Below are 14,140 nucleotides of genomic sequence, written 5' to 3' on the forward strand. Positions count from 1 at the left end.
ATGGCGCGCAAGGCAATCCACTCCGACGACGCCCCCAAGGCGATTGGCCCCTACTCCCAGGCCGTGCAGGTGGACGCCGGGAAGATGACGTTCCTGTCCGGCCAGATTCCCCTGGATCCGAAGACGATGGAGTTGGTCCCCGGTGACGTCGTCGCGCAGGCCGAGCAGGTGATGAAGAACCTGCAGGCCGTGCTCGCCGCCAGCGGCCTGGACTTCAGCCACGTCGTGCGCTGCACCATCTTCCTCACCAACCTGGGTGACTTCGCCAAGGTGAACGAGGTGTACGCCCGCGCCTTTTCCGGCTCGCCGCCGGCCCGCGCCACCGTGCAGGTGTCCGCGCTGCCGCGCGGCTCCCAGGTGGAGATCGACGCCATCGCCGTCTCCTGACGCCGCACCAGGGACTCGCTGGAAACACGAAGGCCGCCGGTTCCCGCTGAGGGAGCCGACGGCCTTTGTGCTTCAACAGCGGGGGAGGGCTACTTCGCTTCCGCCGCCATCGCGACGCCGGCCTTCTTCAGCTCCTCGTCGATGACCTTCTTGAAGGCCTCGAAGGGCTGCGCACCCACCAGCGTGCGGCCGTTGATGAAGAACGTCGGGGTGCCGTTGGCGCCCTTGGAGGAGCCATCCGCCATGTCCGCCTCGATCTGCTTGTCGAACTTGCCCGACTCCAGGTCCGTCTTGAACTTGTTCACGTTCAGGCCGATTTCCTGGGCGTACTTCTCCAGGCTGGCGCGGTCCAGCGCGCGCTGGTTGGCGAAGAGCTTGTCGTGCATCTCCCAGAACTTGCCCTGCTCGTTCGCGGCCATGGAGGCCACGGCGGCGAGCTTCGCGTTCTGGTGGAAGGGCAGGGGCTGGTGCTTGAAGGCGAACTTGACCTTGCCCTTGTAGACCTTCTCCACCTGCTCGATGGTCGGCACGGCGCGGCTGCAGAAGGGGCACTCGAAGTCGGACCAGGCGACGATGGTGACGGGCGCGTTCTTCGGGCCACGCACCGGGGCGTTGCCCACCTCCACCTTCTGCACTTCCGGCTCGGCGGGCGCCGCGGGGGCGGCCGGAGCGGCGTTCACGTTGTCCTGGTTCAGCTTGGCGTAGAGGTCCTCCGCCTTGGTGCCGGCGGCGAGCGCCTTGTCGGCCTTGGCGATCTCCTGGTCGATGAGGGGCTTGAAGGCCTCGAAGGGCTGCGCGCCGGAGAGGAAGCGGCCGTTGATGAAGAAGGCCGGCGTGCCGTTGGCGCCCACCGCCATGCCCGCGGAGGAGTCCGAGTCCACCTTCGCGGAGATCTTGCTCGACTCCAGGGCGGCCTTGAACTTGTTCATGTCCAGGCCCAGCTCCTGGGCGTACTTCTCCAGGTCACCGCGCTCCAGGGCGCGCTGGTTGGCGAAGAGCTTGTCGTGCATCTCCCAGAACTTGCCCTGCTCGTGGGCGGCCATGGAGGCCTGCGCCGCGATCTTCGCGTGCGAGTGCATGGGCAGCGGCTGGTGGCGGAACACCACGCGCACGTCCTTGCCGTAGGTCTCCTTGATCTTGTTCAGGGTCGGCACCGCGCGGCTGCAGAACGGGCACTCGAAGTCGGACCACTCGACGATGGTCACCTTCGCGGTGGCCGGGCCGAAGGAGGGGGAGTCCGCGGGGACTTCCACCTTCTTCGCGGCGGCGGCGGGCTCCGCCTGCTGCTGGGCGGGGCGGGACGGGGCGCGCTCGACGCCCTTCTCGATGGTGCGCGCGTACACCTGCGACGGCGCGATGCCGCTCTTCACCAGGCCCTCGGCCTTGGCGAGCTCCTCGTCGATGAGGGCCTTGAAGTTGTCGATGGGCTGCGCGCCGGAGAGGAAGCGGCCGTTGATGAAGAAGGCCGGCGTGCCGCTGGCGCCCATCTGCTGGGCCAGGGCCTGATCCTTGTCGATGGTGGCGCCCAGGCGCTCGTCCGCCATGTCCACCTTCCACTTCGCCACGTCCAGGCCGATCTGCTTGGCGTAGCCCTCCAGGCTCTCCCCATCCAGCTTCTTGTTGTTGGCGAAGAGCAGGTTGTGCATGTCCCAGTACTTGCCCTGCTCACCGGCCGCGAGCGCCGCGAGGGCCGCGGGCTTGGCGTGCGGGTGGAAGGACAGCGGGTTCTGGCGCATCACGACGCGCAGCTTGTTGCCGTAGTCCTTCAGGAGCTGCTCGACGGTGTTGTGCGCGCGGCTGCAGAACGGGCACTCGTAGTCGGAGAACTCCACGATGGTGACGAGCGCGTTGACGCTGCCCTTCGTCGGGGCGCCTTCGACGGGCACCTTGAAGACGGTGGGGTCCACGGCGCGCGCCGCGGGCTTGTTCGCCGCCTGCGCGATGGAGGGCGTATTGCCGGTGGAGGGCTTCGAGCCGGTGGCGGCACGGCCGCCAACGAACCCGAGCACCAGGCCGACCAGCAGGGCCACGATGACATTGGGCTTCATGGGTTGGGAATGCTCCTGCGCCATAGGTCCGACTCCGGGCCCCAAGCGGGTGTCTGGGTAGGGAAAGGGCGGGGTACTTAACAGAGGGAATTCCAGACACGCAAGCCGCGATGACCGCCTGCGTCCGCCCGTTATCCAGAGGCCTCGAAGGGGCGGACAACGACGTTGGGGACAGCAAAATTCCCTCTCAGCGCGCGTGTCGTGTCGCTTTGGCAGGCGGGGTTCCAGGCCCCATGACAGGATGCACGCGAATGGAAGCCGGTGTGCGCGTGGATACGTCCGGGGCCCTCTGCCCGGTGCCCATCCTGGAGATTGCCAAGGCGATGCGCCGCCTGCCGCCCGGGACGCTGGTGGAGCTCGTCTCCACCGACCGCGGGCTGGAGGCGGACCTGCCCGCGTGGTGCGACGCGACGGGCAACGAGCTCGTCCGCATGGAGCGCAGGGGAACCCACTATGTGGGCTGGGTGCGCAAGGCGGGGTGAGCGTCCGTGGGGCGCGGGCCTACAGCAGCTGAAGGACGCGGTCCTCCAGGCGGCGGCCGCGGCTGACGCCGAGGATGAGCACCTGGTGCTGGATGAGGTGGCCGACGGTGTGGCTGATGACCTCCTCGGCCTTGTGGGCCTGGCCGTCGAAGCGCACGCGCAGCACATCCGTGCCCTCCATGCGCGCGTCGGTGACGCCGGGCAGGGAGGTGATTTCGGGGATGATGACGTCGCCCCGGGCGATCTGGACGCGGAACTCGGCGCCCTGGCCGGTGAGCTCCGACATGGTGCCGACCTGCGCGAGCGAGCCCTTGTCGAGGATGGCGGCCGCGTCGCACAGCTCCTCCAGCTCCTGGAGGTTGTGGCTGGAGACGACCACCGTCTGCGTGCCCTTCATGTCCTTGATGATCTGACGCACCTGCGCGGCGATGCGCGGATCCAGGCCGGCGGTGGGCTCGTCCAACAGGACGAGCGGCGGGCGGCCCATCAGGGCCTGGGCCATGGCGGCGCGCTTGGCCATGCCGTGGCTGAGCGCCTGGGTCTGGACCTTCCAAGCCTCCATCAGGCCGACCTTCTCCAGGGCGCCGCGGGCCTCGTGCTCGGGCTGGGGCAGGTCCGACAGGCGGGCCCAGTACATGAGCAGCGCGCCCACCTCCCAGCCGGGGGGCAGCACCGCGTCCTGGGGCAGCGCGCCCACACGGCCCTTGAGGGCGCCGGGCGCGGTGGGGGACACGCCCATCACCTGGAGCGAGCCCTCGGACGGGTAGAGGTAGCCGCACATCATGGAGAAGGTGGTCGTCTTGCCGGCGCCGTTCGGGCCGATGAGACCGAAGACGTCGCCCTGCCGCACCTGGAGGCTCACCGCGTTGACGGCGACCTTGGGGCCGAAGTGCTTGGAGACGTTGTTCAGCTGGATGGCCAGGTCGCTCACAGGTCCCTCGCGCGCAGGACGCCGTAGGCGCCGAAGAGGAAGACGGCCGCGAAGGCCGCGTAGGCCGCGCCGCTCATGGCGAACTCGGCGAGCTTCGGGTGCAGCAGGTTGCCCGAGTAGTACGACGGGGACAGGTAGCGCAGGAAGCGCAGCACGTTCTCCTCGCTCACGGAGCGCCCCACGGAGTCCATCAGCCAGAAGACGAAGAGCAGGATGAAGTTGAAGACCAGGCTCACCGCGGGGCTGCGGAAGAGGCTGGAGCACAGGGTGGTGAGGGACACGTACGCGAGCGAGAAGACGACGGTGGCGCTCCAGAACTTCAGGAGGTTGAGCACCAGCACGCCGAAGGCGAAGTCGTCGTTGATGATGCGCGCGTAGATGAAGATGGCCAGGTCGATGATCAGCACCAGCCCCACCAGCAGCGTGGCCTGGGAGAGGAACTTGCCCAGGAGCACCGACGAGCGGCGCGCGCGCACCGTGAGATAGCGCATGGAGCGCGGCCCCACTTCGCCGCTCACCTGGTCGAAGCCCATCAGCGCGACGTAGGCGGGCAGGAAGAAGAGGGTGATCTTGAAGACGATGAGCACCACGATGGGCACCTTCGCCAGCGCCTCCATCATCGCGGCGTCGTTGCTGGCGAGGAAGCCCAGCACCCCCTGGTGCATCTGCTCCGCGGCCTGCGCGGCCATCTCCGAGTCCCCGCCGGATTCGGCGAGCTTCGCGTTCACCTGGGCCTGCAGCTCCCGGGTGACGAAGCCCACCACGAGCAGCACCAGCGCGGAGAACATGCTGTAGAGGCCGAGCAGCACGATGGCCCGGCCGCTCTTCATGGCCCGACGCAGCTCGGCTGCCCAGATCACCAATGTCTCTTTGAGTCCGTCCAAGGTGCACAGGACCCTACTGGACCTCCGGGCACCTTCCCAGGTTTCTCGCGGACGAAGGCAGCAGTCGAGGAGGCAAGCCGTGGACAGCGCGCTCTCAGCGACTAGGATCCGGCGGCTTGCTCCCTGCCCCCCAAGGAGAGCCCCGACGCATGACGATTCGCCGCCTCTTCGCCGCCCTGCCGCTGTTCCCCCTCACGCTGCTCCTGGGCGCCTCCGCGCCCGGGCCGGACGCGAACACCGCGCCGTCACCCGCCGCCCCGTCGGATGCCCAGGTGCTGGCGCAGTCGGTGAGCGCCCTGGGAACGGACGCGGGGCCCGTGGGCGCCCGTGCGCTGGTGGAGAAGGTGGAGGCCGAGCAGCGCGCCCAGTCAGCTTCGCTGGACGCGGGGGGCTCCGCGAGCGTCGCGCAGGCTCCAGATTCCGGGACCGCCGGTGAAGCCGTGGCGGTCACTCCGCCCGAGGATTCGCGCCCGGTGGATGCCCGCGCGCTGGCGGAGGCGCTGGCTTCGAAGGACGCCGCCGCGTTGGAGCCCGGGATGGTGCCTCCGATGCCGGTGCCCTCGCGGGAGAAGGCGCCGCCGTTCGGCAAGCTCCAGGGGCTGCCGCGCGCGCAGGACCTGGTGGCCCGCGCGAAGCTGGAGGGCAACAAGCTGGTGGTGAAGGGCGGCAAGAACGCGCCGGATCAGGTGCTCACCATCGACCCTGGCCTCCAGGCGTCGCTCACGAAGATCATGCAGAACTACCAGGTGCCCTACGGCGCCGCGGTGGTGCTGGAGCCCTCCACCGGCCGCGTGCTCGCGATGGCGGAGCACTCGGAGGCGAAGCCGGAGCTTCGCGGGCTGCCCATCCGCGCGGTGTACCCGGCCGCGAGCATCTTCAAGATCGTCACCGGCAGCGCGCTCCTGGAGGCCGGCGTGTCGGCCGACACCGAGGCCTGCTTCCACGGCGGCAAGCGTCGGCTGAACGAGCGGCAGCTGGAGGACACCGAGCGCGACGGCGCCTGCTATTCGCTGGCGCTGGCCATGGGCAAGAGCGCCAACGTCATCTTCGCCAAGATGACCAGCAAGCACCTGACTGCGGACTCCCTCAAGCGCATGGCGGCGCGCCTGCGCTTCAACCGCGAGATTCCCTTCGCGCAGCCGCTGGACGTGTCGCTCGCGTACATCCCGGAGGACGGCTTCGCGCTCGCCAACACCGGCGCGGGCTTTGGCGACGTGTACCTGTCCCCGCTGCACGGCGCGCTGCTGGCGTCGGTGGCCGCCAACGAGGGCCGTTGGGTGGACCCCGTGCTGGTGGAGCCGGAGCCCTTCATGCCCCTGCCGGAGCCGGAGCCCGTACTCACCCCCACCGCCGCGCATGAGCTCACGCGGATGCTGGAGGAGACCGTCACCCACGGCACCGCGCGCGGCGTCTTCCGTGAGCGCGGCTTCCAGGTGAAGGATGCGGTGGGCAAGACGGGCACGCTCGCGGACCGCGAGCCCTTCCGCGACTACTCGTGGTTCGTGGGCTTCGCGCCCAAGGACAACCCGCGCGTGGCCGTGGCCGCCCTCATCGTGAATGACCCGAAGTGGCGCATCCGCGGCTCCTACCTGGGCCGCGAGGCCCTGCGCCTGGCGTTGGAGCGCATCCCCGCGCCGGTGGAGTTGACGGCCCCCGCGGGCGCCGCCGGCAAGCACTGAAGCGGGACGTCAGGACAGCGGACGCGCGGTGAGCTTCACCAGCCCCGTGGCCACGAAGCCCTGGAAGAACTTCAGGGCCTCCAGCTCCTGGAGGGGCGACACGTGCACGATGGCGGCCACGTCCCGCCGCCCGTCGATGCGCGACAGCAGGTAGCGCTCCGGTGACGTGAGGGGCAGCGTCTTCAGGTGCGCGGGCGTCACCATCAGCGCCGGCACCCGCGACGGCTCCATCAGCGCCTTGCGCAGCTCCGCGAGCAGCCTGCCTTCCGCTTCGCGCAGCAGCTTCGTGGTGTGCTCGCTGGGCGCGATTTCGTGCGCGCGCCGGGCCAGCGCCTCGCCGTCGCGCAGGTTGCCCGCGTCCAGGAAGAGCTGGGCGGCCTGGAGCACCTCGTCGGAGGAGGACTCGGAGCCGATGACGCCGCCGGAGTCCAGGGCGTCCTCGTCGTCCTCCTCCACCACGACGACGGTGGGCGCGCCGGGATCCGGGGAGGGCAGGGGCGCTTCGTCGGACACCCGCAGCGCGTCCTGGCGGTAGAGCGCGTACAGCCGTTGGTAGAGGAAGAAGTCGGTGGCGTGCAGCGCCAGCGCCATGCCGTCGATGCTGAGGCCTTCCTTCGCGAGCTGCACGATGCGCTCGTCCATGCTGCCGGCCTTGCGGTCCGTCAGCTTGCGCTCGTCCACCTCCAGGCGCACGCGGCCGGAAGGGAACACCGCGCGGATGGCCTGCCAGGCCGTCTCTCGGAACTCGCCCTCGCGGTGCACGTCCAGCAGGTCCACGCTGACGTCCAGGCCCTCCAGCTCTGGCGCATCGTCCGTGGGGCGGAAGTCGAAGCCGCCTTCCTCCCACGTGAAGGCGTCCAGCAGCATCTCCCGGAACTTGTGGGAGAGCACCGTGCGCACGGTGGCTTCCGACACCGTGCCCGTCATGATCAGGATCTTCCCCAGCAGGATGTGCGTCTCCGCCTGCGTGGAGAACGCGCGCTCCAGTTGATCCTCCGTCAGGTGACCCTGGTTGATCAGGAACTGGCCGAAGTACTCGCGGGGCTGGTTGGAGCTGGCGGTGATGACGTTGCCGTCGCGCAGCAAGAGCTGCTTGCGCACGTCTCCCCGCTCCACGTTCAGGGTGCCGGTGGCCCGGCGATTCCCGAGGTGGACGACCAGGTCCTTGAGGGGCATCGTCGAAAAATCACCACACACGCCGCGCATCGAGCGCCCATCCTGCAACGCATGCGAGTCGATATCTACTCGAAACCCCGGTGTTCCCTCTGTGTGAAGGCCATTGCCGTGGTCGAAGAGGTGCGGACCCGGCTGCCGTTCGAGCTCTACGTCACCGACATCCTCCAGAGCCCGGACCTCTTCGAGGCCTGGCGTTACGACATCCCCGTGGTCCTCATTGATGGGGTGCCCGCCTTCAAGCACCGGGTCGACGCGGAGACCCTGGAAGTCCGGATCCGCGAGGTGATGAATGGCATACCCATTGCTAAAACCGTGGGCCAGGATGGGTAACGAAGTGCCCTTCCCTAAGAAATCCAAGGGGATACGGAGGGCGCGAAAGTAGCGGGGCTGTAAATCTGGGCAGGCGGGCAGGGTGGCGGGGCAGAAAATGCTGGAAGGGAGGGCACGGCGGTGGGTGTGAAGCGCAAGGGAGCGGGAAAGTCGGGCCAGCCGCCTACGGTGCTGCTGGTGGAGCCTCGCGCGGAGGACCTGGAGCGCACCCGGGCGCTCCTGGGGGAGGCTGGTTTCCGAGTGGTGCCCCTGACGCGCTTCGACGCGGCGGTGCCGTTGTTCGAGGTGATCCGTCCGGATGCCGTACTGCTGGCCGCGCAGCCGCCGGACTACGCGGCGATCCAGACGGCGCGGCGCCTGCGTCAGGTGGGCAAGGGCACGGTGCCGATGATGTACCTGGTGGATTCGCACGACCGGGACGCGTGGCGCTTCTGCGTGGAGAAGGGGCAGTGCGTGGACGTGGTGCCTCGCACGGTGGATGGCGCGGAGCTGTCCATGAAGCTGCACGCGCAGATGCGGCTCAAGCAGTCGGTGGAGCGCGCGGCCGCGGGTGAAGAGGCCGGCACGGCGCTGGCGCTGCACGACCCCGTGACGGGGCTCTACAACCGGCCCTTCCTGCTGGCCCTCATCGGGCTGGAGGCACGGCGGACGGAGCGCTACGGCGGGACATTCTCGGTGGTGGCGGCGGAGGTGACGGGTTGGAGCGCGCTTCGCAAGGAGCACGGCAAGAGCATGGCGGAGCGGCTGCTCGTCTACAGCGCGGTGGTGCTGGGGCAGACGGTGCGCGAGGCGGACGCGGTGGCGCGGGTGGGCGACAGTCAGTTCGCCATGCTGCTGCCGGGCACGCCGGCGGAGTCGGTGCCGGAGGTGCTGGCCCGGGTGGAGGCCCGGTTCGAGGCCGCCCGGTTCCAGATGGAGGGTCGCGTGGTGCGTACGTCGCTGGAGCTGGGAGCGGTGAGCTTCCCGGACACGGTGGGGGCTCCCACCCAGCTGTTGGCCGCGGCACTGCAGACCTTGAGGCGTACACGCGAGCTTCGGCGGGCAGCCGGTCCAGCCCGTCTGATGTCGGTTTGATTCAGTTCACGAGGGTTTGATGCACAGGGCGAGCGGAGGCGTGGGGATGGATCGGATCGCGGTGCTGGTGGTGGATGACGAGGAGTCGGTGCGCACGTTCCTTTCCGAGCTGCTGGGGAGCTCGGGGTACCAGGTGCGCTGTGCTTCGAGCGGTTCGCAGGCGCTGGAGATGCTCTCTGGCGGCTCGTTCGACGCGGTGCTGCTGGACGTGGTGATGCCGGAGATGAGTGGTCTGGAGGTGCTGCGCCGCTACCGGAGCACGGGCGGCGCGGCTCCGGTCATCGTGTTGAGCGCGCTGTCGGGCGCTGACGACGCGGTGCGCGCGATGAAGATGGGCGCCTCCGACTATCTGGCGAAGCCCTTTGGCAACGACGAGCTGCAGGACGTGCTCGCGCGCGCCCTGGGGACCCGCGTTCCGGAGCGGCAGGCGACCGCGCCCGCGCCCCGCGTGGTGTTGACGCCCGCCGAGGCCGCGGCGGAGGCCCGCGTGCTCATCTCCACGTCGCCGGCCATGCGCCGCGCGCGTGCGCTGGTGGAGCGCATCGCGGACACGGACGTGCCGGTGCTGCTGCTGGGTGAGTCCGGCACGGGCAAGGAAGTGATTGCCCGGGAAATCCATGCGCGCAGCCAGCGCCATGGCCGGCCGTTCATCAAGGTGAACTGCGCGGCGCTGCCGGGCGAGCTGCTGGAGAGCGAGCTGTTCGGCCACGAGCGCGGCGCCTTCACGGGCGCCACGGCGGAGAAGCCGGGCAAGTTCGAGCTGGCGGATCAGGGCACCATCTTCCTGGACGAGATTGGCGAGATGGCCATCCGCCTCCAGGCGAAGCTGCTCCAGGTGTTGCAGGACGAGGAGTTCTTCCGCGTCGGCGGCAAGAAGAGCGTCCGCGTGGACAGCCGCGTGGTGGTGGCGACGAACCGCGACCTGGAGAAGGAGATCGCGCTCGGCAACTTCCGCGAGGACCTGTACTACCGCCTCAACGTGGTGGCCATCCGCCTGCCGCCCCTTCGCGAGCGCCGCGAGGACGTGGTGCCGCTCACCGACCACTTCCTCAAGAAGTACGGCAAGGGCTTCATGACGAACGTGTCCGAGCTGCCCTCGGAGGTGCTCCACGCGTTCAGCGACTACGAGTGGCCGGGCAACGTGCGCGAGCTGGAGAACATGGTGCGCCGGCTGTGCGTGCTGAAGGACCCGACCCTGGTGCTGGATGAAATCCGCGCCGGTGGCCGTGCTCCGGCGAGCGCCCCGTCGCTGCCCACGTCGTTCGGCGGTGGGGACGAGTTCAGCCCGCCTCCGTCGCGCTACGTGGACGAGTCCGCTCGCGTCTTCGCGGCTCCTCCATCCGCGCACGCGACGGCTTCGGGCGCCGGTGTGCAGGTGCTGGAGATGCCCGCGCGCGGCGTGGTGATGACGCCTCCGCCGGTGATGACGGATGCAACGCCGTTCAACGCCGTGGCGCCGCAGCGCTACGCGAACCCGTTCGATGCTCCGCAGCCTCCGCCTCCGCCGCCTCCGGCCGGGGAGCTGTCGCTCAAGGACATCGGCAAGCGCGCGGCGATGCTCGCGGAGCGCGAGGCCATCCTCGCGATGCTCCAGCGCACCGCGTGGAACAAGCGCCGCGCGGCGGGCAAGCTGCGCATCAGCTACAAGGCGCTGCTCTACAAGATCAAGGAGTGCGGCATCATCGACCCTCGCGCGAGCGCGGAGTTCTAGGCCGCGACTGACAACGTGAAATGACGGCCCTTCTTCCGGATGACGGGAGGAGGGCCGTTCACTTTGGGCGTGGGCCTTGCGCGGGGCGGGCGTTGCCCGGTATCGCGGAGGCCATGACCGCTCCGCTCCTCCTGCTTGGCTGTGGTTACACGCTCACGCGGTTCGCGGTGGCGGAGGCCCGCTCGGGCCGGGAGGTCCTGGCCACGACTCGGGACGCCGCTCGCCGTTCGGTGCTGGAGAGCGCGGGTGTCCACGTCGTGTCGATTGACGACGCGCTGTCACGGGTAGAGGGCGCGCACGTCGTGACCTCCGTTCCTCCGGAGGCCGGGTTGGATGCCCGCTTCGCGGAAGCACTGTCCCGCTCGCGTCCCGCCCGGCTCGTCTACCTGTCTTCCACGGGCGTCTATGGCTCCGCTCGCGGACACGTGGATGAGTCCACGCCGGTCGACAATACCTCCACGGTCTCCCGCGCACGCCTGGAGGCAGAGGACCTCTTCCTCCCCCTGGGTGCGAGCGTCATGCGCATCTCGGGCATCTACGGCCCGGGGCGCGGCACGTCCGGACGCTTGAAGGCGGGCACGCTGCGCATCCCTGACTCGGGTGGAGGACGGCTGTCGCGCATCCACGTGGACGACCTGGTGGGCGCGGTGCGCGTGGTGCTCGAACGCGGCGCTCCTGGGGAGGTGTACTGCGTGGCCGACCGCCGCCCCGCGACGCAGGAGGAGACGGCCTCGTGGCTCTGTCAGCAGCTGGGCCTCCCCATGCCGCCGCGCGTGCCCTTCGAGTCCCTCCATGAATCGCTGCGCGGCGACCGCGCCATCAGCGCCGCGAAGCTGGAGGCCCTGGGCTGGACGCCGCGCTACCCGGACTTCACCACGGGCTTCCTCGCGGCGATGGAGGAGGAAGCGCGCGGCTGAGAACTACTCGGGTGACTCCGCCCTCAGGAGCTGTTGCAGGTCGAGCTCCGACCAGTCCAGCTCCTGCTCCACCTGCTGGAATGCCGCGTCCCCGATGGTGCCGTTCGCCCGGAGCTCCGCCAGCTTCCGCCGTCCCGCGGCCATCGCGGTGCGCACCGTCTCCGCGTCCGCGGTGGGCGGCCCCCAGGGAGAGCTGGGACTCGCGGAGCCCATGAGGGCGTGTTCATCCAGGAGCTGGCGCGCGCGCCGCAGCTGCAGTTCGTACCTGCGGCGAACGAGGGTCGCCATCTCCGTGCCTTCGGACTCGTTCGTGGCCTCCAGCCCGGCGCGCAGCGTCTCCACCCGGGCGAGCCGCACCTCGTGGTCCACCTCGCCGTCGTCGTCCAGCTTCAGCCGCGTCATCAGGGGCTTGAGCGTCATCCCCTGCACCACGAGCGTCCCCAGCACCACGGAGAAGGACGTGAAGAGGATGAGGTCCCGGTAGGGGAAGGGCGGGCCGCCTTCGCCTCCCGTGGGCAGCGCCAGCGCCGCCGCGAGCGTCACGATGCCTCGCATCCCGCACCAGCCCACCAGCACGGCCGCGCTCGGCGAGAGCGTGACGGGGCTGGACTTCGACTTGCGCTGTCTCCAACGGTTGAACGCCGCCGCCCCCATCACCCAGGCGATGCGCGCGAGGATGGCCGCGCCCGTCACCACCGCCGCGATGGCGCCGTACTCCAGCCACGTCTCCCGGTCGAAGCGCGCGACGATGCCCTTCAACTGGAAGCCCACGAGCACGAAGGCCAGCACGTTCAACACGAATGTCGCCACCTCCCACACCGCGTAGGACGGGATGCGGATCCGCGCGGGCGTCACCACGGAGGCCGTGCGGGAGATGGTCATCGCGTAGACCACCGTCGTCAGGATGCCGGACAGGTGCAGCCGCTCCGCGAGGATCCACACCGCGAACGTGCTGCCGAACTGGGTGATGACCGCCGTGGACACGTCCTCGACGCTGGCGTTGATGCGCAGGCTCACCCGCGACAGCACGACGCCCAGGAGCACGCTGGCCACCGTGACGACGAGCAGCGTGGGCACCGCGCTCCAACCCAGCACGCCGCCCGCGGCCACGGCCCCCAGCGCGAGCCGGTAGATGAGCAGGGCGCTCGCGTCGTTGAAGAGGCTTTCGCCCTCCAGGATGACCATCAGCCGGTGCGGGGGCTTGAGCTGCTTCAGCACCGCCGTGGCCGCCGCCGCGTCCGGAGGCGCGACGATGGCGCCCAGCGCGATGGCCGCGGCCCAGGGCATCGCCGGCACCATCCATTTCACCGCCACCGCGACGGCGATGACCGTGAGCACCACCGCCCCCAGGGCCAGGCTCGCCACCGGCCGCCAGTTCGCGCGCAGGTCGCGAGGCGACGCGTCGAACGCCGCGTCCAGCAGCACCGGCGCGACGAACAGGGTGAGCGCCAGCTCCGGATCCAACACCAGCTCCGGACTGCCCGGCACGAGCGCCAGGACCGCCCCGGCGAGCGCCACCAGTGCGGGGTAGGGCGTGCCAAGCCGCCGGGACAGCGCCGCCAGTCCCGCGCCTCCCAGCAGCAGCGCGATGACGATCTCGAACACCAGCATGAGGGCCTCGGGGAGGAGTCCACCCTGGACTTCCGGCGACGTAGCGCAGGAGGGCCGGCTGGGGACAGTGGCGAATTCCGGACGACGGAAACCTGCGTCATGCGGGAGGCCGCCCGCGTCATCAGCCGAACGCGATGGGTGCCATCAGCCGGGGAAGGGGCGCACCTTTGCGAGGCGTGGGCCCCCGGTGACAGGCTTGCGCTTTCGGGCCGCGTGAAGCGCGCGGCCTTGCGAACCCTGTCCGATGGGGGAACCGAAGATGTCCAGGTCGTTGCTGTTGGCGTCGTTCAACGAGGGCGTCCACCGTTCCATGTCCGGCAACCACGAGGCCGCGCTCCAGTCGTTCGAGCAGGTCCTCGCCGTGGATCCGCGCCACTTCCCCGCGCTCACCTCGAAGGCCTTCGCCCTCAAGCAGCTGGGGCGTACCGACGAGGCCTTGAAGGGCTTCCAGCGCGCCATCGAGCTGGATCCCTCCGCGGCGGACCCCCACCGCGAGGCGGCCCTCTGCCAGTTGGAACTGGGAGAGCCCGAAGCCGCCTCCCTCCTGATGCACCGGGCGGTGCAACTCAACCCCACCCCCGGCTACCGCGAGGCCGCCGCCATCGAGGTCTACCACCTGGGTAACGCGCTGCTGACCCAGGGCCGGCGGCCGGACAAGGCCCGGTACCGGCTGGCCCGCCAGGTCTTCGAACTGGCGCTGGAGCTGTCCCCTGCCTACGTGGAGGCGGCCAAGGCCCTGGCCGACGTGTGGGAGCACCTGGGTGACTCTACCCAGCAGGAGCACTACACCCTGCTGGCGACCCGGCTGCGCCCCGCCTCCTCCTGAGGCGCCTCGCGTCAAATTCCATACAAATGCGGAGGGAAAGGGCGGGATGCCGGTGTTGAATGCCGAAGCGGCCCCCCACCAGGA

Annotated in this window: 13 protein-coding genes; 8 read left to right on the forward strand and 5 right to left on the reverse strand. The window is 69.7% G+C overall.

Annotation, left to right across the window (positions count from 1 at the left end; translation table 11 throughout):
- A complete protein-coding gene (locus tag GTZ93_RS40480; protein WP_120564408.1) occupies positions 1–387 on the forward strand; it encodes a RidA family protein in 387 nt (128 codons plus the stop codon).
- Between the two features lie 89 nt (positions 388–476).
- On the opposite strand, the gene GTZ93_RS40485 is transcribed toward GTZ93_RS40480, so the two are convergent.
- Entirely contained in the window at positions 477–2,435 is a 1,959-nt protein-coding gene (locus GTZ93_RS40485) for a DsbA family protein (protein ID WP_139922103.1), read from the reverse strand.
- A 251-nt stretch (positions 2,436–2,686) separates the two neighbouring features.
- Between GTZ93_RS40485 and GTZ93_RS40490 the strand changes: the two genes are divergently transcribed.
- Positions 2,687–2,917, forward strand: a complete 231-nt coding sequence (locus tag GTZ93_RS40490) for a sulfurtransferase TusA family protein (protein ID WP_120578537.1) — start codon at positions 2,687–2,689, stop codon at positions 2,915–2,917.
- Between the two features lie 19 nt (positions 2,918–2,936).
- Here GTZ93_RS40490 and GTZ93_RS40495 read toward each other — a convergent pair whose 3' ends face one another.
- Together GTZ93_RS40495 and GTZ93_RS40500 are read right to left on the reverse strand one after the other, a co-directional pair.
- Positions 2,937–3,848: an ABC transporter ATP-binding protein gene (locus tag GTZ93_RS40495; protein WP_139922105.1), complete on the reverse strand. Its 912-nt coding sequence runs from the start codon at positions 3,846–3,848 to the stop codon at positions 2,937–2,939.
- A complete protein-coding gene (locus GTZ93_RS40500; RefSeq protein ID WP_390625032.1) occupies positions 3,845–4,678 on the reverse strand; it encodes an ABC transporter permease in 834 nt (277 codons plus the stop codon). Before GTZ93_RS40500 ends, GTZ93_RS40495 begins: the two co-directional genes overlap by 4 nt.
- A gap of 203 nt (positions 4,679–4,881) precedes the next feature.
- On the opposite strand from GTZ93_RS40500, the gene GTZ93_RS40505 reads away from it, so the two are divergent.
- Positions 4,882–6,411, forward strand: a complete 1,530-nt coding sequence (locus GTZ93_RS40505; RefSeq protein ID WP_139922109.1) for a penicillin-binding transpeptidase domain-containing protein — start codon at positions 4,882–4,884, stop codon at positions 6,409–6,411.
- A gap of 9 nt (positions 6,412–6,420) precedes the next feature.
- Here the strand turns inward: GTZ93_RS40505 and GTZ93_RS40510 are convergent, their stop codons facing one another.
- The gene (locus GTZ93_RS40510; RefSeq protein ID WP_139922112.1) at positions 6,421–7,617 is read right to left on the reverse strand and encodes a DUF4388 domain-containing protein; all 1,197 of its coding nucleotides are present in this window, start codon (positions 7,615–7,617) and stop codon (positions 6,421–6,423) included.
- Between the two features lie 21 nt (positions 7,618–7,638).
- Here GTZ93_RS40510 and GTZ93_RS40515 point away from each other — a divergent pair, with 21 nt between their 5' ends.
- The 4 genes from GTZ93_RS40515 to GTZ93_RS40530 all read left to right on the forward strand — a co-directional run bounded on the left by GTZ93_RS40515 (position 7,639) and on the right by GTZ93_RS40530 (position 11,619).
- Entirely contained in the window at positions 7,639–7,917 is a 279-nt protein-coding gene (locus tag GTZ93_RS40515; RefSeq protein WP_121752205.1) for a glutaredoxin family protein, read from the forward strand.
- Between the two features lie 120 nt (positions 7,918–8,037).
- Positions 8,038–8,991: a GGDEF domain-containing response regulator gene (locus tag GTZ93_RS40520; protein ID WP_139922228.1), complete on the forward strand. Its 954-nt coding sequence runs from the start codon at positions 8,038–8,040 to the stop codon at positions 8,989–8,991.
- A 46-nt stretch (positions 8,992–9,037) separates the two neighbouring features.
- Complete coding sequence (locus tag GTZ93_RS40525) at positions 9,038–10,702, forward strand: sigma-54-dependent transcriptional regulator (protein ID WP_139922230.1); 1,665 nt, start codon at positions 9,038–9,040, stop codon at positions 10,700–10,702.
- 113 nt (positions 10,703–10,815) lie between these two features.
- Positions 10,816–11,619: an SDR family oxidoreductase gene (locus GTZ93_RS40530; RefSeq protein WP_139922232.1), complete on the forward strand. Its 804-nt coding sequence runs from the start codon at positions 10,816–10,818 to the stop codon at positions 11,617–11,619.
- 3 nt (positions 11,620–11,622) lie between these two features.
- Here GTZ93_RS40530 and GTZ93_RS40535 read toward each other — a convergent pair whose 3' ends face one another.
- Complete coding sequence (locus GTZ93_RS40535) at positions 11,623–13,230, reverse strand: Na+/H+ antiporter (RefSeq protein WP_139922234.1); 1,608 nt, start codon at positions 13,228–13,230, stop codon at positions 11,623–11,625.
- Between the two features lie 259 nt (positions 13,231–13,489).
- Here GTZ93_RS40535 and GTZ93_RS40540 point away from each other — a divergent pair, with 259 nt between their 5' ends.
- The gene (locus GTZ93_RS40540) at positions 13,490–14,056 is read left to right on the forward strand and encodes a tetratricopeptide repeat protein (protein WP_139922236.1); all 567 of its coding nucleotides are present in this window, start codon (positions 13,490–13,492) and stop codon (positions 14,054–14,056) included.
- The last annotated feature ends 84 nt before the right edge of the window (positions 14,057–14,140 follow it).

Origin of the sequence: Corallococcus exiguus, assembly GCF_009909105.1 — a bacterium.
Taxonomy (GTDB): Bacteria; Myxococcota; Myxococcia; order Myxococcales; family Myxococcaceae; genus Corallococcus; species Corallococcus exiguus.

Bases quoted from the DNA above. Each gene is read 5' to 3' on its own strand.
- GTZ93_RS40525 (WP_139922230.1), top strand. From the start codon at position 9,038: ATGGATCGGATCGCGGTGCTGGTGGTGGATGACGAGGAGTCGGTGCGC.
- GTZ93_RS40530 (WP_139922232.1), top strand. From the start codon at position 10,816: ATGACCGCTCCGCTCCTCCTGCTTGGCTGTGGTTACACGCTCACGCGG.
- GTZ93_RS40485 (WP_139922103.1), bottom strand. From the start codon at position 2,435: ATGAAGCCCAATGTCATCGTGGCCCTGCTGGTCGGCCTGGTGCTCGGG.
- GTZ93_RS40490 (WP_120578537.1), top strand. From the start codon at position 2,687: ATGGAAGCCGGTGTGCGCGTGGATACGTCCGGGGCCCTCTGCCCGGTG.
- GTZ93_RS40505 (WP_139922109.1), top strand. From the start codon at position 4,882: ATGACGATTCGCCGCCTCTTCGCCGCCCTGCCGCTGTTCCCCCTCACG.
- GTZ93_RS40535 (WP_139922234.1), bottom strand. From the start codon at position 13,230: ATGCTGGTGTTCGAGATCGTCATCGCGCTGCTGCTGGGAGGCGCGGGA.
- GTZ93_RS40515 (WP_121752205.1), top strand. From the start codon at position 7,639: ATGCGAGTCGATATCTACTCGAAACCCCGGTGTTCCCTCTGTGTGAAG.
- GTZ93_RS40540 (WP_139922236.1), top strand. From the start codon at position 13,490: ATGTCCAGGTCGTTGCTGTTGGCGTCGTTCAACGAGGGCGTCCACCGT.
- GTZ93_RS40510 (WP_139922112.1), bottom strand. From the start codon at position 7,617: ATGCGCGGCGTGTGTGGTGATTTTTCGACGATGCCCCTCAAGGACCTG.
- GTZ93_RS40500 (WP_390625032.1), bottom strand. From the start codon at position 4,678: ATGAAGAGCGGCCGGGCCATCGTGCTGCTCGGCCTCTACAGCATGTTC.
- GTZ93_RS40480 (WP_120564408.1), top strand. From the start codon at position 1: ATGGCGCGCAAGGCAATCCACTCCGACGACGCCCCCAAGGCGATTGGC.